Origin of the sequence: Proteus genomosp. 4 str. ATCC 51469, assembly GCF_003144375.1 — a bacterium.
GTDB lineage: Bacteria > Pseudomonadota > Gammaproteobacteria > Enterobacterales > Enterobacteriaceae > Proteus.
The window spans coordinates 15,634-36,216 of record NZ_PENV01000005.1; the positions used below are offsets into that span (position 1 = coordinate 15,634).

At 38.1% G+C, this 20,583-nt stretch carries 18 protein-coding genes and 1 tRNA gene; 8 read left to right on the plus strand and 11 right to left on the minus strand.

All coding sequences use genetic code 11. The features are described from left to right. Positions 1 to 4 precede the first annotated feature (4 nt). The 6 genes from DK866_RS07090 to efp form a co-directional block, all read right to left on the minus strand. Positions 5 to 955 carry a respiratory chain complex I subunit 1 family protein gene (locus tag DK866_RS07090; protein WP_036934336.1) on the minus strand — a complete coding sequence of 317 codons (951 nt, stop codon included), beginning with the start codon at positions 953 to 955 and terminating at the stop codon, positions 5 to 7. Between the two features lie 12 nt (positions 956 to 967). Beyond that, positions 968 to 2,983 (minus strand): hydrogenase 4 subunit B, encoded by a 2,016-nt coding sequence (gene hyfB / locus DK866_RS07095; RefSeq protein WP_109408335.1) that lies wholly within the window; start codon positions 2,981 to 2,983, stop codon positions 968 to 970. 1 nt (position 2,984) lies between these two features. After that, the gene (locus tag DK866_RS07100; RefSeq protein WP_109408336.1) at positions 2,985 to 3,605 is read right to left on the minus strand and encodes a 4Fe-4S dicluster domain-containing protein; all 621 of its coding nucleotides are present in this window, start codon (positions 3,603 to 3,605) and stop codon (positions 2,985 to 2,987) included. 321 nt (positions 3,606 to 3,926) lie between these two features. Continuing rightward, entirely contained in the window at positions 3,927 to 4,823 is an 897-nt protein-coding gene (locus DK866_RS07105) for a pirin family protein (RefSeq protein WP_109408337.1), read from the minus strand. Positions 4,824 to 4,982: 159 nt separating this feature from the next. Beyond that, positions 4,983 to 5,459, minus strand: coding sequence for an RpiB/LacA/LacB family sugar-phosphate isomerase (locus DK866_RS07110; RefSeq protein WP_109408338.1), 477 nt, complete (start codon positions 5,457 to 5,459; stop codon positions 4,983 to 4,985). Positions 5,460 to 6,190: 731 nt separating this feature from the next. Then, positions 6,191 to 6,757, minus strand: a complete 567-nt coding sequence (gene efp, locus DK866_RS07115; protein ID WP_006536168.1) for an elongation factor P — start codon at positions 6,755 to 6,757, stop codon at positions 6,191 to 6,193. Positions 6,758 to 6,801: 44 nt separating this feature from the next. Here efp and epmB point away from each other — a divergent pair, with 44 nt between their 5' ends. Further along, entirely contained in the window at positions 6,802 to 7,830 is a 1,029-nt protein-coding gene (gene epmB / locus DK866_RS07120; RefSeq protein WP_109408339.1) for an EF-P beta-lysylation protein EpmB, read from the plus strand. A gap of 223 nt (positions 7,831 to 8,053) precedes the next feature. Further along, on the plus strand, positions 8,054 to 8,692 hold the full coding sequence (locus DK866_RS07125) for an NAD(P)H-binding protein (protein ID WP_109408340.1): 639 nt from the start codon (positions 8,054 to 8,056) through the stop codon (positions 8,690 to 8,692). A 103-nt stretch (positions 8,693 to 8,795) separates the two neighbouring features. Here DK866_RS07125 and DK866_RS07130 read toward each other — a convergent pair whose 3' ends face one another. From DK866_RS07130 to DK866_RS07150, 5 genes are all read right to left on the minus strand, one after another. Then, positions 8,796 to 9,140: a DUF4156 domain-containing protein gene (locus DK866_RS07130; protein WP_023582946.1), complete on the minus strand. Its 345-nt coding sequence runs from the start codon at positions 9,138 to 9,140 to the stop codon at positions 8,796 to 8,798. A gap of 325 nt (positions 9,141 to 9,465) precedes the next feature. After that, positions 9,466 to 11,097 (minus strand): Na+/H+ antiporter, encoded by a 1,632-nt coding sequence (locus DK866_RS07135; RefSeq protein ID WP_109408341.1) that lies wholly within the window; start codon positions 11,095 to 11,097, stop codon positions 9,466 to 9,468. A 188-nt stretch (positions 11,098 to 11,285) separates the two neighbouring features. Continuing rightward, positions 11,286 to 12,932: a chaperonin GroEL gene (gene groL, locus DK866_RS07140; RefSeq protein ID WP_109408342.1), complete on the minus strand. Its 1,647-nt coding sequence runs from the start codon at positions 12,930 to 12,932 to the stop codon at positions 11,286 to 11,288. A 52-nt stretch (positions 12,933 to 12,984) separates the two neighbouring features. Continuing rightward, positions 12,985 to 13,278, minus strand: coding sequence for a co-chaperone GroES (locus tag DK866_RS07145; RefSeq protein ID WP_036914050.1), 294 nt, complete (start codon positions 13,276 to 13,278; stop codon positions 12,985 to 12,987). Positions 13,279 to 13,447: 169 nt separating this feature from the next. Then, entirely contained in the window at positions 13,448 to 13,954 is a 507-nt protein-coding gene (locus DK866_RS07150; RefSeq protein ID WP_109408343.1) for an FxsA family protein, read from the minus strand. 374 nt (positions 13,955 to 14,328) lie between these two features. Between DK866_RS07150 and aspA the strand changes: the two genes are divergently transcribed. From aspA to DK866_RS07180, 6 genes are all read left to right on the plus strand, one after another. Continuing rightward, positions 14,329 to 15,753, plus strand: a complete 1,425-nt coding sequence (gene aspA / locus DK866_RS07155) for an aspartate ammonia-lyase (protein WP_109408344.1) — start codon at positions 14,329 to 14,331, stop codon at positions 15,751 to 15,753. Between the two features lie 158 nt (positions 15,754 to 15,911). Then, positions 15,912 to 17,237: an anaerobic C4-dicarboxylate transporter gene (locus DK866_RS07160; RefSeq protein WP_072069058.1), complete on the plus strand. Its 1,326-nt coding sequence runs from the start codon at positions 15,912 to 15,914 to the stop codon at positions 17,235 to 17,237. A 184-nt stretch (positions 17,238 to 17,421) separates the two neighbouring features. Then, a complete protein-coding gene (gene dicD / locus DK866_RS07165) occupies positions 17,422 to 17,994 on the plus strand; it encodes a division control transcriptional repressor DicD (RefSeq protein ID WP_109408345.1) in 573 nt (190 codons plus the stop codon). A gap of 295 nt (positions 17,995 to 18,289) precedes the next feature. Next, a tRNA-Phe gene (locus DK866_RS07170) sits at positions 18,290 to 18,365 on the plus strand. Between the two features lie 605 nt (positions 18,366 to 18,970). Next, positions 18,971 to 19,618, plus strand: coding sequence for a CPBP family intramembrane glutamic endopeptidase (locus DK866_RS07175; RefSeq protein WP_109408346.1), 648 nt, complete (start codon positions 18,971 to 18,973; stop codon positions 19,616 to 19,618). A gap of 304 nt (positions 19,619 to 19,922) precedes the next feature. Continuing rightward, entirely contained in the window at positions 19,923 to 20,552 is a 630-nt protein-coding gene (locus tag DK866_RS07180; protein ID WP_109408347.1) for an OB-fold-containig protein, read from the plus strand. Positions 20,553 to 20,583: the final 31 nt, after the last annotated feature.

Consider the following 20,583-nt stretch of genomic DNA (forward strand, 5'->3'; position numbering starts at 1 on the left):
CTCCTTATAGACCGGTTAAATAGAAAACAAGAGCCAGTGCCGCAACACCGAATCCTAACCATGTCACATGGTGAGTCAGCAGGAAGCGACCACGCGCTAAACTGTTTTCAACCAATGACGCTAATACAAACACCACTAACAATTTCACTGCCATTAAAACTAACGCTATGATCAGTGCAATAAAGGTGAATTCTGTTGCTTTACCGAAAGGAATAAATATGGCTAAGAACAGTTCAGCCACCACGACTTGTTTTAAGCCAAGACCTAGTTTCACCATGGCAAAACCAGAGCCTGAATACTCAGTTAATGGTCCTTCTTGTAACTCCTGCTCAGCTTCAGCAACGTCAAATGGCATTTTTCCCATTTCGATAAATGCCGCAAAAGCACAAGCTAATAAGGCTAACAGTGTGGCAGTGGGTGATACCCAACCTTGAGCCAGTGTTGCACTGATGGTGCCAACGTTGGTTGAACCTACAATTAAAGCCACCACAATCAGCGATAACACTAAAATTGGCTCAACTAACACACCCAATGTTAATTCACGGCTAGCACCAATACCCGCAAATGGGCTTCCTGAATCCAGACCAGATAAAGAGAAGAAGAAACGATAAAGTGCAAACAAATAAATCAGTGCGATAAGATCAGCCGCACCCGCAAACAGTGACGTTGCAGTAAAGACGGGCAGTGCCATAGCAACCACTAACATACTTCCGAGTAACACATACGGCATCACTTGGAAGATCACACCAGATTGCTCAGGCGCTACTGATTGGCGTTTAAATAACTTAAAGATATCTCGATAATCTTGCAAAATTCCGGGGCCTCGACGCGAATGCATCTTGGCGCGAATTGTGCGCGAAATACCTGTACATAATGGGGTTATCGCCAGCAAAAAGAGTGCTTGAATTAATGCGAATATTCCCATCATTAACGTAGGTGCTTCTTGGAAAGTCATAAGTCCCTCTCCTTACGCTGCGATGACTAAAAGCAAGATGACCAGCGCTGCGACAACGTAGAGACAATAGAGTCTGAAATCCCCGCCTTGTAGGCATTGGATACGTTTTGCAAAGCGTTGGATACCACGAACCAGAGGATAAATAATGCGTTCATCCCAGAATGGTTCGACCTTTTCAGCACCGAGCTGTGTTTTATTAAAACCACGAGACAGCAATGGAGATGGATCAAGTTGTTTACGCATACGATAAAGCGGTGCAAACATGCTACGTAATGCTTGAGTAAAGCCACCTGCTGATACTGCCATGTCTTTTTCCCATACATAACCACACGCCCAAGGGTTACCTTTACGACGAAACGCAGGTTGATTGCCTTTTAGGCCGAGATAAATCAGGAATGGGATAAGCGGTAAGGCAATTAATAAAACAAATGTTAATGCTGGAGAGAACATTGCTTGTGATGCGGTATCAGGAACAAGCATTGTGCCTTGAGTCACGGTTAATGCACTGGTTTCACTAAGTGACATTGCAATGTTTGCAATAATTGGCGCAACAAAAGCAGCCCCCACACCTAATACAACACAGAATAGTGCTAATAAACCCATTGCAATCGTCATTGGTAAAGGCACTTCTTTCGCTTTTGTTGCTTGCTCGCTACGCGGGCCACCACAGAAGCTAACACCATAGACTTTAACGAAACACATGGCCGCTAATGCCCCTGTAATTGCCAACATAATAATGGCAATTGGACCACTTAAGCGCATTACAAAGTTACCTTCGTAACTCATCGAGAAAAGGGATTGATAGGTATACCATTCACTCACAAAACCATTTAATGGTGGTAACGCTGAAATCGCCATACAACCAATTAGGAAGGCTGTTGCGGTATAAGGCATTAGTTTTGCTAAGCCCCCCATTTTATCCATATCACGAGTGTGAATTTGGTTAATAATGGCACCGGCACCAAGGAATAATAATCCTTTGAACACCGCATGGTTTAATAAGTGATATAAAGCGCCTAACAGGCCAAGTGCTGCTATAACAGGATGATCGGTTGCCATTCCTACCATGCCAACACCCACACCCATTAAAATGATGCCGATATTTTCAACGGTGTGCCATGCGAGTAAGCGTTTTAAATCATGCTCTGCTAAGGCGTACATAACACCTAATACAGAAGAAACAGCACCAAACCCAAGAACAACAATGCCCCACCACATTTCTGTGGCACCTAATAAATCGATACCGACTTTGATTATCCCAAAGATACCAATTTTAACCATGACACCTGACATTAATGCCGATGCGTGTGAAGGTGCTGCGGGGTGGGCTTTTGGTAACCAACTGTGTAATGGCAACATACCGGCTTTGGCACCAAAACCAAAGAAACCCAGTAAGAACACCACAGAGGCCATTGCAGGAGAAAGAGAGAGTTGACGGAATGAATCAAAATCAAGGCTACCACTTTCACGCCACATCAAGAAGAAGGCAATCATGATTAACACGGAGCCTGCGTGAGCGATAAAGAAATAAAGTAAACCTGCATGAATAGATTCGTCATCTTGGTCAGCAATAACTAAGAACCAAGAAGCTAGTGACATCATTTCGAATAGGATAATAAAGTAGAACGCATTATCCATCACTACTAAGCCAACCATAGAAGCAATAAACAGATTCATAAAGAATCCCATGCTCCAAGCGCCACGTCCTTTATATTCTTGCACATAAGCAAGAGAATAAAGCGCGCACACACTGACCAATAATGAAATGACGAACACCATAAAGGCGCCTAACATATCCATGCGTACCACGAAGGCAGCAAATTCAAATGGGCCTGCCGCGGTAAATGTGGCGATTTCACCACCAAAAATAACCGGTAATGCACTTAAAACACCTAATACACCGCCGATGATTGCGCTGATCCCTGAAATAAGGATTGCCAACCCTTCCTGTCTCTTTAAAAACAGTGCAATAACGCCACCAACAACATACAGGATGACTGACCACAGCAGTAACTGAAGAGGTTCCATATTACTTCCGCTCCTGTGTCAAAGTAGATAAATCGTCAAGACTCGTAATAGGTTCCATCACAGAATCTAAGCGACGCGTTTTCATCTGCTCTTCAAGTTTGTCTTCTTCAACTAAATGCAATGCATCTGTCGGACACACCTTGACACAAGCAGGGCCTTCATCAGAGAAAGCACACAAATCGCATTTCACTGCAATTGCACGGACCCCCACATTCCAAGCAAGGAATGGGTTGGTTGTTGGAAGACTTGCTGGCACATCGGCCAACATCTCTTCTGGAACAAAATGTTCAAAGACAGCCGGTAAGTTAACGGGTTTGCTACCTGATGGTGTAATTGCCCCAAAGGGACAAACCAGACCACATAACTTACAGCCAATACACAGGCTCTCATTAAGAAAGATCATATTATCTTCATGAGTAATGGCATTGACTGGGCACACGCGAGCACAAGGAGCATCCTCACAGTGCCGACAAAGCATCGGGGCTGTCTGATCCTCCACTTTTACCACTGTAAGACGCGGATGCGCCTGTAATCCCACAGCTTGGTGAACTTCCGAACAAGCTGCCATACAGGTATTACACCCTATGCATCGTTGTGGCTCTGCAATTACAAAGCGATTCATTCGCCACATCCTCCGAGAAAAACGTTTAACAGCATTACTGTCGTCAATTTTTCTTTAGATGAAGCATATTTCGTGCCAAGAGATGATTTATTTTATTTTCATTTAAAATCAATAAATTAAAAAACAGAAAGGAAACAAAAAATGACGTGTCGACAATTATGACGTTGACAGTAAGTGGTGAGTTCTAAACAACAATTTTGTCATCACTATGATTAGGTATCAAAAATGGCAGAGCACAAAGAAAAAAATAGCTGAATTATCTTTAGATAACTCAGCTAAGTTCAAATACGTAATATTAATATTTTCTTTTATAACATAAGATTAAGGCATTAAAGGCGACACCAGTGGTGTTCTTTCATCATTAACCACTTTACCAAAACGCTCACTGCCTGTATTCCAATCGGTGATTGCTTGTTGAATTTCTTCTTTGCTACGACCAATAAAATTCCACCACATCAAAATTTTTTCATTTAAAGGTTCGCCACCTAAGAAAAGAATTTGAGCATTATCACCTAGTTCAATCGTTAGTGATTCAGTGTTTTGTATTCCAATATAAGCAAGTTCATTCGCAGCAAAGGTTTCCCCTTCTATTGTCATTTCTCCAGTTAAGACAAAAAGCCCATATTCATATTTAGGATTTAATGATAAAGGAATCCGAGTAGCATGTTTTGCCATAATATCTATGCCAACCATGGGTAATAAACATAATACGGGGGAATTGTAGTTTTGATAATCACCGATTAGTAACGTGAAATCAGCGCCATCGGCTTGCCATTTAGGGAGATCAGGATAGTGATCAAAGCGCGGTGGCATATTTCTTTTATCTTTTGGTAGCACTATCCATAATTGTGCCAGATGAACTTCTTTTTTATCACCATGACTATCTTCTGAATGGCTAATACCGTGACCTGCTGTCATTAAATTCACTTGTTGAGGTCGAATAACTTGCTGAAAACCGAGGCTATCGCGATGCAAAATCTCCCCTTCTAACATCCAAGTAAAAGTTTGCAAGCCAATATGGGGATGTGGAGAAATAGCTAATTTATCGACGGTGTCATTAAAAACAGTGGGGCCTAAATGGTCGAGAAAACACCAAGGCCCAACTAATCGTTGTTTTTTATCAGGTAAAGCACGATAAGTTTCAATCCCTCCAACATCACGGGTTTTAGAGGTAATACGTAATGGGGCATTTACTGCATCAGAGTGTTGATGTTCCATTGTTCACCTACTTTTAATTTATTGTTAAGCCATAAAAATGCTTTATTTATTATCTAGTATAGATACTAGATCTTTATCTATTTAATAAGCAAAATATATCACTTAAGCAAAAAATAAGCCTGATAATTCAGGCTTATAAAAGTGAATAATAATAATGACTTAAATTTTATAAATTTTCTTTTCTATTTGTCTCATTGAATTTAAGCCAGATTGTAAATCTTCTGGTGTTGCTTCAGAAAAACCTTCTGTAAAAGTCGCTGACAAATAAGCATCAACCATCATTTTAGCTTTAAACGGTGTTATTAATAAGCCACCCATTGCCATCATATTACAGTTATTAATGATCTTACAAAAACGGGCTGTCGTGATACTTTCACATACACCACAATAAACATTTTTATGTTTATTCGCACTAATGCTCACCCCCATTCCTGTACCACAGAAAACAAAGCCAATATATTCAGGATGTTCAGAAATAATTGAACCTACTTTATCACCTACATCACAATAGCCAATAGGGCCTGATTCTGTGAGATCTTTTATTGTGTAATTTTTTTCTAACAAATACGTTTTAATCGTATTTTTAAGTTCAAATCCTGAAGGATCAGCGCCCATAATAATCGTTCTATTTTCCATATAGCCTCCTAAAATAACTCAAGCACTACTGGTAAATATAACTAATTGATAATATTCAAATTTAAAATAAATTTAAAGACTATTATTTATATTCAACCTAAATAAAGTATAGATTAAAATTCTATTATTTGTGTTTAAGTATGGGAGATTTACAAAAAATAAGAAGAAATAAAGAAATGGAAATTCATTCCATAAGAAATTATTTAACCTATAAAATAAGTTAATTTTTTATGTCATAAATTGAATTAATAAAAAAATAAAAGAGATATATCAAAGTAAATGTCTATATTGAAAGGGTTTCCCTAGTACAACTAAAATATAAAATAAAGATCAATAATATTACAGGATTAATGTTTTTATCTATACTCTTCAATATCTCTTAAAGGAAAGTCAAAAAACTTAAAATAAATATTGCTGTGGATTATCTTTACCAAAACAACCTACACATTCATTCTAAGAAAATGGTTATTTTTTACCAATTCCAATATTGAATAGAGCATTCATTTTTGGCATTTAAAATATAATGAAGGGATAAATAAATTAGGAACAAAATAATAACATAAAAAATTAAATAATGCAGTAATACAAATTAATCAATTTTTTAGAAAGAAAATAGTATAGTTTATTCAATTATTATAAATTAAAACAAAAAAATACCGCAGATAGTTAACATTATCTGCGGTAATTAATTATTGTACTTAACGTTGTACTCAGTAAAATAATCTACGCGATTATTTTACACGTGATACATATTCGCCTGAACGAGTATCAACTTTGATAACTTCACCAATTTGTACAAACAGTGGAACTTTAACAACAGCGCCAGTGCTTAATGTTGCTGGTTTACCACCTGTACCTGCGGTGTCACCTTTCAGACCTGGATCAGTATCAACGATTTCTAATTCAACAAAGTTTGGTGGAATAACAGCGATAGGACGATTATCCCACAGTGTTACGATACACTCAGCTTGGTCGATCAACCATTTAGCATTATCACCAACAGCTTTTTCGTCTGCAGCTAATTGTTCGAAAGTTTCGTTGTTCATAAAATGCCAGAACTCACCGTCGTTGTACAGGTAAGTTAAGTTGATATCCATGACATCAGCACCTTCTGCTGAATCAGTAGATTTAAATGTTTTTTCCAGTAATTTGTTAGAGATCAGTTTACGCAGACGTACACGAGCAAATGCCTGACCTTTACCTGGTTTAACAAATTCACATTCAGTAATGACGGCTGGCTCGCCATCTAACATGATTTTAAGACCTGAACGAAAATCGTTGGTATTATAAGAAGCCATGAATATCCTCTAACTTTTTTAATTTAAAATGGCATAGCCAAAAAATGGCACACATTGTAACTCATAATCACCCCACCAGAGAAGTCTGGTTAACACAACTCGCGCAGGCAATCAGTGATCCTGTTGAATTACTCCAACTTTTAGCATTGGAACATCACGCTGATCTCCAAAAAGGGGCTCAGGCGCGACGGCTTTTTCCGCTACGGGTTCCCCGTGAATTCGTTGCACGCATGAAAAAAGGCGATCCTAACGATCCATTACTTTTACAAGTATTAACTGCAAATGCTGAATTTACCATAACACCGGGATTTTCTACTGATCCGTTAGATGAGCAACAAAATGCGGTGCCAGGTTTATTACATAAATATCAGAATCGTGCATTGCTTCTGGTCAAAGGTGGTTGCGCTGTCAATTGTCGCTACTGTTTTCGTCGTCATTTTCCCTATGAAGACAACAAAGGAAACAAGGCTAATTGGCAAAAGGCAATAGAGTATATCAAAAATAACCCAAAACTCGATGAAATCATCTTCTCTGGGGGCGATCCTCTTATGGCGAAAGATGATGAGCTTGATTGGTTAATAACACAACTAGAAGCGATCCCCCATCTTAAACGTTTACGTATCCACTCTCGCTTACCTGTGGTTATTCCTGCTCGCGTCACTGATGCACTATGTCAGCGTTTACAACAATCACGTTTGCAAAATATTATGGTACTGCATACCAATCACGCTAATGAAATTGATGACGCATTGAGAGAAGCCTGTTTAAAGCTAAAAAAGGCCAATGTCACTTTATTAAATCAAGGTGTGTTATTGCGTGGGGTTAACGACAGTGCTGAAGTCCTTGCCGATTTAAGTCGTGCCTTATTTGATGCAGGTGTTATGCCTTATTACTTGCATGTTCTAGATAAAGTACAAGGTGCGGCTCACTTTATGGTGCCAGACAGTGAAGCTAGAGAAATTATGAAAGGGCTTATGAGCTTAGTATCAGGTTATATGGTGCCTAAACTCACGCGTGAAATTGGTGGTGAACCAAGTAAGACGTTACTTGATTTAGGGTTACGTCAAGAGTGATCCCTGATGCTAACCGATACTATTTACGTTTAGATTATATAATTAACCCAACATAATCACACAAAAGTGACTACACTATAAAGATAGGTTTGGTGGTGATTTTCATAAAAATCATTTATCTAATTAAGTTATGTTCACTTTCTTTCATTATGAAAAAGCACCTTCTTGGGTGCTTTTTTGTCTTTTAAATCAGTGAACACTTAAATAGTATTGAGGAGAAAATATGAACATAATGGTAATCGGTGCAAAAGGGCGAGTTGGGCATAAATTAATTGGAACACTATTAGCTAATGGGCACCATGTCATCGGAACTACCAGAAAAATCTCACACTCATCTAAAATCAAAGATTCACATTATCGTGAAATTGAACTAGATATCACAAAACCTTTGTCTTCCATTTCTCATAAATTCCCTGAACATTTAGATGCCATCTATTTTACAACAGGCTCTAGAGGGGAAGATCTATTACAGGTTGATCTACATGGTGCTGTAAAAACCATGCAAATTGCCATGGAGAAAGGTATAAAAAGATATATCATGCTTAGTGCAGTAAATTCTTTATTACCTGATAAATGGGCCACATTAGTTGATTATTTTACTGCTAAATATTTTGCAGATCTTTATCTGATCAATCAGACCAACCTCGATTACACAATAATTCAAGCTGGTTATTTAACTGAACACTCAGGAACACATAAGATCTGCACAAAAAAAGAAGAAATACCCGCTGATGGCGAAATATCTATTGATAATGTAGCGTTAACGCTTGCTGAAATTTTAGATAAGAAGAATACCTTTAAAAAATGTATTCCAATATTAGATGGTGATATCGAGATAAAAGAAGCTATTAAGCAGATCTGAATACTCAATAGAATTTGCCCTTAATAATAAAGAACAAACCTGACCCCAAAGAAAAAAGTATTGAGGTCAGGTCTTGGTACTTAAAAAGTAACCACGTATTCAATTACTGACACTTATAAACTTGCCCACTCATTTTGCTATCTAATGGTGCAAAGCTATCAACAAAGCTACCTGCGCCAGTACCAACGTTAAAAATAACGTTACCACCCATTGCGGCTGCTTTATTACGTAAGTCGTTAGCAGCACCTCGCAGTGATTGGCTTTCAGTACGGGAACCTGATAACCAGTTATTTTGAACACCTGTCACTGTTCCTAATAATTGGCATTCACTGCCTGGTTGCGTATCAGTGATTTGTACCTGTGAGCCAGCAGTGCTTAATGTGTTTGTTGCAGAACAGCCTGCTAATAACAACGCTGCAGCAGCTCCCAATAACAATTTAATTCGCATGATCCCCTCATTTATTTGAGTGTCCGTTTAGTCAAGACAACAATATACCTTGTCATCCCTCTTATGCGCAAAAATAAATCATTATTACTATCTCACATTAGCCAATAGCCTTAAGATATTATTTTCGCTTTAAACTTATTTTAACGTATAAATTCGGCTTTGAGATAGACAAAGCAACAATGCCCCTATTCTACACCGCTTTTATGCTTTTAAAATGATCTGTCCTATTTTCAGCCTACACAGTGCGAGAATGAACACACTATTTGTTCATTTTTTAAAAATCGTCAGACAATCAATCATCATCTGACGATAATATTGGCCTAAATTAACTCAAATGATGATTCAGCGCTTCTTCTTTTAAATCTAACTCATGACGTAAACGATGATAAATATGTTCACTAATATGACGAGATTTACGCAGTTGTTGCAATGCATCACGTTCAACCTTTAATGCACTACGAGATAATTTACGCTCCATACTAAACAAGCGCTTAAGATCAAGCGCACCTTCTTGCACACTATCTTCACTATCAAGGCGGCGGCTGTAGATCTCTAATAAATGAGAGCCTGCTTCTATGCGTAGCGACATTTCATCTAAGTCTTCGCAAGGTTGATTCATTAATTCATTGATATGTGCAATTGCGGCTTCATTTAAGGCTAAACGTGTACGAATTTCATCATCCTCATATGGTAAGTCTTCTGAGAGCCCTTTAGTTAAAATCGGCAATGCGATTGTTGCGATTAATAATGAGCAAAGAATGACTCCCATAGCAATAAAGATAGCGAGATCACGCGTTGGGAATGGCGAGCCGTCAGTCATTAATAAAGGAAGTGTTAAAATACCAGCTAATGTAATTGCACCTCTCACACCAGCAGTTGCCATAATCGCCATTAAACGCAGATCATGACGAGATAAACGTTTATTAGGTGAACGAAAAACGGTAAGTGACATTGATACCCAAACCCATGTAAAACGCAGTACAGCAAGTCCTACAGTGATCACGATAATGTAACCTAAAACAGCCCAAGGGTTAGTAGCCCCAGCGGATTGCGTCACTTCAGGTAAAATTTTCCACATTGCAGGAAGTTGTTCACCTAATAAAATAAAGATCATGCCGTTAAGTGCAACTTGAACCGTATCCCAAACCGCTTTACTTTGCATACGTGTGGCCGCTTGCATACGGCCAACAATTTTTTCATAGTGCATTGCAATGCCTGCAACCACTGCAGCTAAGATCCCCGATACATGGAAATGCTCTGCTAATAAATAGGCAAAAAATGGCATTAATAAACTAATCAAAATTTGGATTGCAGGATCTTCACCAGTGCGTCTCACCAAAAACTGATTAAACCGCCCTATAATACCTGCCACAATTAAACCAATTGCCGCCCCACCTAAAGCCACAACTAAAAATTGTCCTGTTGCTGAAGCAATAGAAAAAGATCCCGTTAATGCAGCCGCAACCGCAAAGCTAAAACAAACTAAACCTGTTGCGTCATTAAGTAACGATTCCCCTTCTAAAATATGCGTCATACGAGAAGGAAGTGGCGAATTTACAGTCATTGCAGATACTGAAACAGGATCGGTTGGAGACAAAATTGCTGCTAAAGCAAATGCAATCGCAAGCGAAATAGAAGGAATAAGCCAGTGAATAAAAAAGCCCATGCCAATTACGGTGACAACCACTAAACCGATCGCCAATGACATAATAGGTTTAATTTCTTGAAATAGTGCCTCTTTAGGGATACGCCACCCATCTAAAAATAGAAGCGGTGGAATAAAGAGGAACAAAAAAAGATGTGGATCAAAAGCCACCTCAAAACCAAAAATCGACAAACAAGCCCCTACAGCTATTTGAATTAATGGCAGAGGAATTTTTTCTGACAATAATCGTGAGATAAACACACTCACAATCACAGCAAAAAGAAAAATAAGTACAATCGCGACGACAGACATGGTGGACACCCCAATTTATTTAATTATTTTTAAGCGATGCAGTAAAAACGATCTGTTGTCTCGTTGTAAAGAAATAAGTTGTTTCTAATTATATAAAAAACAAATTATCTGATAATTCTGAAATAAAACAGCATAAAAAAACCCGAGCCTAAGCTCGGGTTTTTCGTGTAAAACAGTTAGCTGATGAATTACATCATGCCGCCCATTCCACCCATGCCGCCCATACCACCAGCGCCACCTAAATCCATTTTGTCATCTTTAGGTGAATCAGTGATCATCGCTTCTGTTGTGATCATCAGACCTGCGATAGATGCAGCAAATTGCAGTGCAGAACGAGTAACTTTAGTTGGATCTAAGATACCCATATCAATCATATCGCCGTAAGCATCAGTTGCAGCGTTATAACCGTAGTTACCTTCACCCGCTTTCACGTTGTTTACAACAACAGATGGTTCTTCACCTGCGTTAGCAACGATTTGACGCATTGGAGATTCCATTGCACGTAATGCAACGCGGATACCCACGGTTTGTTCTTCGTTATCACCAATCATCTCACGCAGAGCATTAGCAACACGAACCAGTGCAGTACCACCACCAGCAACAACGCCTTCTTCAACAGCTGCACGAGTTGCATGCAGAGCATCGTCAACACGAGCGCGTTTTTCTTTCATTTCAACTTCAGTTGCTGCACCGACTTTAATTACTGCAACACCGCCAGCTAATTTAGCAACGCGTTCTTGTAATTTTTCACGGTCATAATCTGAAGTTGCATCTTCGATTTGTTGACGGATTTGAGCTACACGACCGCTGATTGCGTCTTGGTCACCTAAACCATCAATGATTGTGGTAGTGTCTTTGTTGATAACAACACGTTTTGCTTGACCTAAGTCTTCTAAGGTTGCTTTTTCTAACTCCATGCCGATTTCTTCAGAAATGACAGCACCGTTAGTTAACGTTGCGATATCTTGTAACATTGCTTTACGGCGATCACCAAAACCAGGTGCTTTAACCGCAGCAACTTTAACGATACCACGCATGTTGTTTACAACTAAGGTTGCCAGTGCTTCGCCTTCAACATCTTCTGCAATGATAAGCAGAGGTTTGTTAGCTTTAGCAACACCTTCTAAAACAGGCAGTAATTCACGGATGTTTGATACTTTTTTATCAACTAACAGAATGAATGGGTTTTCTAATTCTGCTGTACCTGTTTCAGGTTTGTTGATGAAGTAAGGAGACAGGTAACCGCGGTCAAACTGCATACCTTCAACAACATCTAGCTCGTCTTCTAAGCCAGTACCTTCTTCAACTGTAATAACACCTTCTTTACCGACTTTGTCCATCGCTTGCGCGATCAGAGTACCAACGGTTTCATCAGAGTTCGCTGAAATGGTACCAACTTGAGCAATTGCTTTAGTATCTGAACATGGAACAGACAGTTTTTTCAGTTCTTCGACAGCAGCAATAACTGCTTTGTCGATACCACGTTTCAGATCCATTGGGTTCATGCCCGCGGCAACTGCTTTTAAGCCTTCGGCAATGATTGATTGTGCTAATACTGTTGCAGTTGTAGTACCATCACCTGCCGCATCATTGGCTTTAGAAGCAACTTCTTTCACCATCTGCGCACCCATGTTCTCGAATTTATCTTCGAGTTCAATTTCGCGTGCTACAGATACACCATCTTTAGTAATAACAGGTGCACCGAAAGATTTATCTAAAACAACGTTACGACCTTTAGGGCCTAAAGTTACTTTAACTGCATCTGCAAGAACATTAACACCACGTAACATTTTATTACGAGCATCTACACCGAATTTGACGTCTTTAGCTGCCATCGTATATTTCCTTTGAATTCGTTCAGTTTAAGAAGATCTTAAAAGAGAAAAATTATTCTTCTACAATTGCTAAAATGTCGCTTTCAGACATGATAAGCACGTCTTCGTTATCAATTTTTTCTGTTTTAACGCCATAACCGTCGTTAAAAATTACGATATCGCCAACTTTAACATCCAGTGGTTTAACGTCGCCGTTTTCCATAATACGGCCTTGACCTACGGCTAAGATTTCGCCACGAGTAGATTTACCCGCCGCTGTGCCAGTAAGGACGATACCGCCTGCTGATTTAGCTTCGACTTCTTTACGTTTAACAATAACACGGTCATGTAATGGACGAATCTTCATTAATAGTGCTCCTATAAAAAAGTCCATATCAGGATTAAGGTTGATACCAGTGCCTAAGATGAACCAGTACCATGACGATACAGGTGGGGGCATCCGGTAAAACTTCAAGGGGAGAAGTGTGTTTTTTTTTCAAATTTTCCCCTTTTTAGTCGATTATGCTTTGGGCTAATTATTTTTTATCAGAAAAATGGTCGTTATCCTGATCTTCACCCTTATTATTCAGTTGGTTACTTGGTGAATCTTCTTTGCGTTGATACTCACCTTCAAAAGTGGTGCCATTTTGACTAGAAGAAAATCCACTTTGTCCGTTACTACCTGAATAAACACGAATACGAGAAATTAATTTTGTCACTAACAGTGCTTGTAACGGTGGTAGTAATAACAGCAAACCTAAGAAGTCCGTAAAGAAGCCGGGGATCAGCAATAAAATACCCGCCAGTATTAACGAAACGCTTTTCACCATTTCAGCAGCAGGCACTTCACCCACGGCAAGTTTTTGCTGCATTGAAGCAATATTTTTTACGCCCTGATTTTTTACCAATGAGACACCAACACAAGAAGTCAGCACCACAAGGAATAGTGTTGTAAGTACGCCAATTGAAGATGCTACATTGACGAAAATAACAGCTTCTACATAGATAAGAAGACAAATAACAATTAATGGGAGCCAACGCACTTGGTTCTCCTTTTTATAAAAAAAGATTCATATTATTAATAGAAAGGAGTGTGAACTACATCTAAGGTGATGGTTTACGAACTCGCTTTTTCTTAGTTTATCTACATAATAATGGGGAGCCTAACACTCCTTTTCAAGGGGCGTTAAAAAGAGAAGTAGAACTGTAAAATCCATGAGATAGATCACAAAAAGAAAATATTTAGACGTTATTTACGTATAAAGTGATCCAGCTTAAAGGTATTTGTTCACAACCCGAATATGATCGTGTCAGTACCAAGCAAAACGGTAAGTTATATTACATTATTAACCGTTAACGATATATTTTATTAACAAGCGCATAACTAGACAGTTAAAATTTTAATAAGAAGGTTCTCATGTCAAATAAAACTCGTATCGAAGAAGACCTGTTAGGTAAAAGAGAAGTTCCTGCTGATGCTTACTATGGCGTCCACACTTTACGTGCAATTGAAAACTTCTACATCAGTGATCGTACCATCAATGATGTTCCAGAATTCATCCGCGGTATGGTAATGGTGAAAAAAGCCGCAGCATTAGCAAACAAAGAACTTCACACTATTCCTCGTGAAATCGCTGATACGATTATCAAAGCCTGTGACGTAGTATTAGAAACAGGTAAACACATGGATCAATTCCCAGTTGATGTATTCCAAGGCGGTGCGGGTACTTCATTAAATATGAATACCAATGAAGTTATCGCAAACATCGGTCTGGAATTAATGGGCCACCAAAAAGGTGAATACCAATACCTGAACCCGAATGACCACGTCAATAAGAGCCAATCAACAAACGACGCTTATCCTTGTGGTTTCCGTGTAGCGGTTTATAACTCTGTTATCAAATTAACTGAATCTATCGAACTGCTGAAAGCAGGTTTTGATAGAAAAGCAGTTGAGTTTAAAGACATCCTGAAAATGGGTCGTACTCAATTACAAGATGCTGTACCAATGACTTTAGGTCAAGAATTCCACGCTTTCTCTGTACTGATGAAAGAAGAAATCAAAAACCTGAAACGCACTGCTGAGTTACTGCTAGAAATGAACTTAGGTGCAACAGCTATCGGTACTGGTCTGAACACAGCACCAGGTTACCAAAAACTGTCTGTTGAAAAACTGGCAGAAGTAACTGGTTTAGCTTGTGTTCCAGCAGAAGACTTAATTGAAGCAACTTCTGACTGTGGTGCTTATGTAATGGTTCACGGCGCATTAAAACGCTTAGCTGTGAAAATGTCTAAAATCTGTAATGACTTACGTTTACTGTCCTCTGGTCCTCGTGCAGGTCTGAAAGAAATCAATCTTCCAGAACTACAAGCAGGTTCTTCAATCATGCCAGCTAAAGTAAACCCAGTTATTCCAGAAGTTGTTAACCAAGCTTGCTTTAAAGTTATCGGTAATGACACTTGTGTAACAATGGCTGCTGAAGCAGGTCAATTACAATTAAACGTAATGGAACCTGCAATCGGTCAAGCAATGTTCGAATCAATCTCTCTGTTAAGCAACGCTTGCCGTAACTTAGTAGAAAAATGTGTTGATGGTATCACTGCGAATAAAGACGTCTGTGAACACTTCGTATTTAGCTCAATCGGTATCGTTACTTATCTGAACCCATTCATTGGTCACCATAACGGCGACATCGTTGGTAAGATTTGTGCAGAAACTGGTAAGAGTGTACGTGAAGTTGTTCTAGAACGCGGTTTATTAACCGAAGAACAACTGGATGATATCTTCTCTATCGAGAACTTAAAAAACCCGGCTTACAAAGCAAAACGCTTCGATGATTAATAATTGTGTTTTATAACATGACACTGTTAAACATAAGAATGAGCTCTTAAAAATACAAGGCACGGACTCTTTAAGAGGCGTGCCTTTTTACTTGATTGTAAAAACAAAAATTTAACTTATCTTTCTCATTTTTTTAATTATCTCAAGGAGTAAACGCTATGTTAGCCGTAGAATTGATTATCGTTCTGCTGGCCATTTTCCTCGGTGCGAGACTTGGGGGAATTGGTATCGGGTTTGCCGGTGGTCTAGGTGTTTTAGTTTTAGCTGCTATCGGTGTTAAACCTGGTTCAATCCCTTTTGATGTTATCTCCATCATTATGGCTGTTATTGCCGCAATCTCTGCGATGCAGGTTGCTGGTGGTTTGGATTACCTTGTTGGCCAAACTGAAAAACTGTTAAGACGTAATCCAAAATACATCACAATTCTTGCGCCAATTGTGACTTATTTCTTAACTCTATTTGCAGGTACAGGGAACATCTCTCTAGCAACACTGCCAGTTATCGCAGAAGTTGCAAAAGAACAAGGCATCAAACCTTGCCGTCCTTTATCAACAGGTGTTGTTGCAGCTCAAATCGGTATTACTGCATCTCCTATCTCTGCTGCAGTTGTGTACATGGCATCAGTCATGGAAAACCCAGCAATGGTCGGTGAAGGTAATACAGTAAGTTACATCACTCTACTGTCTATCTTATTACCAGCAACTTTCCTTGCTATCATTCTGATGTCATTCATCGTGTCTTGGGTATTTAACTCAAAACTATCTGATGATGCTGTCTATCGTGAACGTTTAGAACAAGGTCTGGTTGAGTTACGTGGTAGCCAAGAGCGTAGAGAAACATTACCAGGTGCTAAATCATCTGTAATGCTGTTCTTACTGGGTGTTGTCTGTGTTGTTACTTATGCAATCATCAACAGCCCAAGCTTAGGTATTGTGAAAGAACCGTTAATGAACACCACTAACGCTATTCTTATCATCATGCTGAGTGTTGCAACGCTTATCACTGTTTTCTGTAAAGTTAAAACTGATACCATCCTCAACTCAAGTACTTTTAAAGCAGGTATGAGTGCATGTATCTGTATTCTGGGTGTTGCATGGTTAGGTGATACTTTCGTTTCAAGTAACATTGATTGGATCAAACTGACTGCGGGTGATTTAATCACTGGCCATCCTTGGTTATTAGCCGTTATCTTCTTCTTCTGTTCTGCACTGTTATATTCACAAGCAGCAACAGCAAAAGCATTAATGCCAATGGCTTTAGCACTAGGTGTATCTCCATTAACTGCAATTGCATCTTTCTCTGCGGTTTCTGGTCTGTTCATCCTGCCAACTTACCCAACACTGGTTGCGGCAGTTCAAATGGATGACACAGGTACAACCCGTATCGGTAAATTAGTCTTCAACCACCCATTCTTTATCCCTGGTACAATTGGTGTGGTATTAGCTGTCGGATTTGGTTTCCTCTTCGGCGGTATGATCCTGTAGTTTGAAGTAAAAAATTAAAACATTGCAAAAAAGCGCCTAGCGCTTACAAGAAATAAAAAAACAAGAAAATACCCCGTCGCAAGATGGGGTATTTTCATTTTACCCTGTCGCCTCTTGCTTTCATTTTTAGTTAAAGTCTGCTAATTATGATGTTTTCGCGACAACGTGATTTAAGGAGATTTCCGTGCAACGTGAAGCATTATTAGACCACGTACTTATCAAGCTAGAGCAATACGGCTTAGCGGCGACTTTACCAGAGCTTCTTCAAGATTCGGATATCAATGAATCTCAACTTCACCCATTTTGGCCTGATAGAGATGCCTTAATTTTTGATTGTCTTCGCCATCATGGGCAGCAAATTGATATTTGGCAACGCCAAGTGATGTTAGATGAAGAACTGACTATCGAACAAAAGTTACTTGCCCGTTATGATCAACTGGCCATACGTTTAGAGAAAAACCGTTTTCCTGGTTGTTTATTTGTTGCAGCATGTAGCGCATACCCTGATGAGCACTCTCAAATTCACCAATTAAGCCAACGTCAAAAGCAAAGCTCATTTGATTACTCTAGAACGCTACTACGCGAGCTTGATATCGAAGACAGCGAGTTAGTTGCTAAACAGATGGAACTCATCTTAGAAGGCTGTTTAAGCCGTTTAATGGTGAATCATCATGCTGATGATATTATTACAGCAAAATTATTGGCTGAGGATATTCTTAAGATTGCCCAATGCCGTAAAAATGGTGCATTAAGTTAGTTTTGAGTGTTGGAAAACGAGAAAAATGATCTGTTTTTTGCTTGTACCCAATTTCTCTCTGCTGAGTAGCAAAAATCAAATTTAATCATCAAAAAAAGAGAAAGTTTTCTCTTTGATCTGCAAAAAAGTGAATATCTTTACTGATTGTTATTTAAGCATTTTTTACTGAAAAATTGCTTATGATGAAAATTTAAACTCGAATAGAATAAAAAGAAAGCAAACAAACTTATTTTTGCATTTTTTATTAAAAAGACGTTGACGCATCACGCTGAATACGGTTTAATGCGCCTCGTTAGCCCGAATAGCTCAGTCGGTAGAGCAGGGGATTGAAAATCCCCGTGTCCTTGGTTCGATTCCGAGTTCGGGCACCATCTTTAGAAAAACCAGCCTTAGGGCTGGTTTTTTGCTTTCATAGACTAAACTAATTATTATTCTTACTAAATACCGTTTCTCTTTTCTACCTACCTCATTCCTATCTATTAGAAAGTAGATCAAAATAAATACAACACTATTAGTAATATGCTAGTTCAGATATATTTGTATCATATGAGGATCAGGAAGATAGATTATGAAAAATGGAATTGAAGGCTTAATGTTAAAAAATGGCATTTTTAATTACCATCGCTATCGTTCTTTTCTCTTCCACACCAATATTAAGATATAAATCTTTGTATTTATAAAAAACACAAAGGAAAATAATTAGCTACCATTATTAGCTCTTAAATATCATAGGTCGAACACGTTGAGTGCTTATTAATCACCTCATTAAAAGAGTGAAATACGACTTACTCATCGATAACTAAAAATATAATTGAAAACGATAGAGCAACTCCTACATAAACCAAACATCTAAGTATTTTCTTATATCCTAATAATTCAAATATTTCTTCATACTCTTTTCTTACAAAGCCTTTATAATTTCGAACATGATAAAAATAGAACTACCTCATCAGTATAACTTCAAGGATCAACAAAAATGGAATTTCCCAAAGACCGAATTTATCACTCCTTTATTTGCATACTTGCTTTTATAGGTTATTTTTTCTCATCTTTTAGTCTATTATTGACTCCCTCTCCTGTTGCACTATTTCAATCACCTTATATCATCTCATTGATCAGTTTTTTTATTTATCTCCCCTACTGTCTAATTATTTGGTTTGCCTATCAAAAACATATTAAATTAATGCCGTTAGGTCGTCTTCAATGGAGTACACTAAAGGCCCCCTTTTTGGCCTTAGTGGGATTATATTTTATTAGTCTATTTTTAGGCTCTGAAGATGATTCATGGATTACAGAAATTGAATCCATTACAGGTTTTGCCTTCTTCTTATTTGCACTCTCAGTTATCTTTATTGCTCCAATTACTGAAGAAGTCATTTTTAGAGGTTTTCTACTAAATGCGGGTATGTGGTATGGCAATATCGGAAAATGGATTGCCATTATTATCTCTTCACTTCTATTTGCCGCTATGCATACTCAATATGAGTCAATGACTACGTTTATCCTTATTTTTATTGTGGGTGTTGTGTTTTGCCAAATCAGAATAGGAACTCGTTCATTAATCGCACCGATAGTACTGCATGGAATACACAACACAATTAGTGTTGTTTTTTTAATGTTATAGAGTTTTTATTTAATAAATTTCTATTTTTTACAACAAAACACTTATTCAGTTAATAAGAAATGATATGTAATAGATAAAAATATTTTTATTATTACTTTAGAGAATGATCTGATTTTATACGCAATAATACCGAATATTATTCATCATTATCTAAATAAGTTATATTAACTTCCATAAAAAATAAAATGAAAAAATAAATATAGAATGTGATTATAACTACATGCTTTTTCAGCGTATTAAAGTATGATAAGAGATATTAATATGACAAGGATATTATCTTCTTCTTAAATTAAGAGAACTCTTTATGAATTTGTTTTTCCAAAATAGCCTAGCTTTTCCTAGCATTATTTTTAGTGCATTACTTATTATTATCTCTTTTTATTGGCTTTGTGCTGCTTTTGGATTATTAGATATTGATTTATTTAATATTGATAGTGAATTGGATGTTGATGCAACAGGTTTCGCAGGTTGGTTAACAAAATTAGGGTTAGCCGGTATCCCAGTTACGATTATTGTAACCTTCTTTACCCTTATTGGCTGGTTTATCAGTTACTTTACTAACTATTGGATTATCAGCGCTATTGAAACCAATTTTATTCATTATTTAGTTGGCTTTGTTGCTTTAATCATTATCTCTTTTATTTCTCTTAATCTTACTGCGGTATGTTTAAAACCTATTCGTAAAAAGCTCATGTCGCGTAATAAGCCTAAATCAGTACACCAATTAATAGGTAAATTAGCCATAGTACGATCAGCCAATGTAGCGGAAAACAAAGGTGAAGCCGTTTTAGAGGATGGAGGTGCAGGTTTAATTTTACAAGTTAGAGCACCAGAACAAGAAAATATTAAACGAGGAGACAACGTTATTATTATTAGCTATGACGCGTCTACTCACAGTTATCAAGTCGTAACGGAAGATGAATTTCATCGCTGATATTCGCATTCGATGAAATACAATTAAGTTA

Coding starts and splice junctions, on each gene's coding strand:
- DK866_RS07175 (WP_109408346.1), top strand. CDS start 18,971: ATGGAATTTCCCAAAGACCGAATTTATCACTCCTTTATTTGCATACTT.
- aspA (WP_109408344.1), top strand. CDS start 14,329: ATGTCAAATAAAACTCGTATCGAAGAAGACCTGTTAGGTAAAAGAGAA.
- DK866_RS07135 (WP_109408341.1), bottom strand. CDS start 11,097: ATGTCTGTCGTCGCGATTGTACTTATTTTTCTTTTTGCTGTGATTGTG.
- groL (WP_109408342.1), bottom strand. CDS start 12,932: ATGGCAGCTAAAGACGTCAAATTCGGTGTAGATGCTCGTAATAAAATG.
- DK866_RS07125 (WP_109408340.1), top strand. CDS start 8,054: ATGAACATAATGGTAATCGGTGCAAAAGGGCGAGTTGGGCATAAATTA.
- DK866_RS07180 (WP_109408347.1), top strand. CDS start 19,923: ATGAATTTGTTTTTCCAAAATAGCCTAGCTTTTCCTAGCATTATTTTT.
- DK866_RS07145 (WP_036914050.1), bottom strand. CDS start 13,278: ATGAAGATTCGTCCATTACATGACCGTGTTATTGTTAAACGTAAAGAA.
- DK866_RS07105 (WP_109408337.1), bottom strand. CDS start 4,823: ATGGAACATCAACACTCTGATGCAGTAAATGCCCCATTACGTATTACC.
- DK866_RS07160 (WP_072069058.1), top strand. CDS start 15,912: ATGTTAGCCGTAGAATTGATTATCGTTCTGCTGGCCATTTTCCTCGGT.
- DK866_RS07090 (WP_036934336.1), bottom strand. CDS start 955: ATGACTTTCCAAGAAGCACCTACGTTAATGATGGGAATATTCGCATTA.
- efp (WP_006536168.1), bottom strand. CDS start 6,757: ATGGCTTCTTATAATACCAACGATTTTCGTTCAGGTCTTAAAATCATG.
- DK866_RS07110 (WP_109408338.1), bottom strand. CDS start 5,459: ATGGAAAATAGAACGATTATTATGGGCGCTGATCCTTCAGGATTTGAA.
- DK866_RS07100 (WP_109408336.1), bottom strand. CDS start 3,605: ATGAATCGCTTTGTAATTGCAGAGCCACAACGATGCATAGGGTGTAAT.
- DK866_RS07130 (WP_023582946.1), bottom strand. CDS start 9,140: ATGCGAATTAAATTGTTATTGGGAGCTGCTGCAGCGTTGTTATTAGCA.
- epmB (WP_109408339.1), top strand. CDS start 6,802: ATGGCACACATTGTAACTCATAATCACCCCACCAGAGAAGTCTGGTTA.
- hyfB (WP_109408335.1), bottom strand. CDS start 2,983: ATGGAACCTCTTCAGTTACTGCTGTGGTCAGTCATCCTGTATGTTGTT.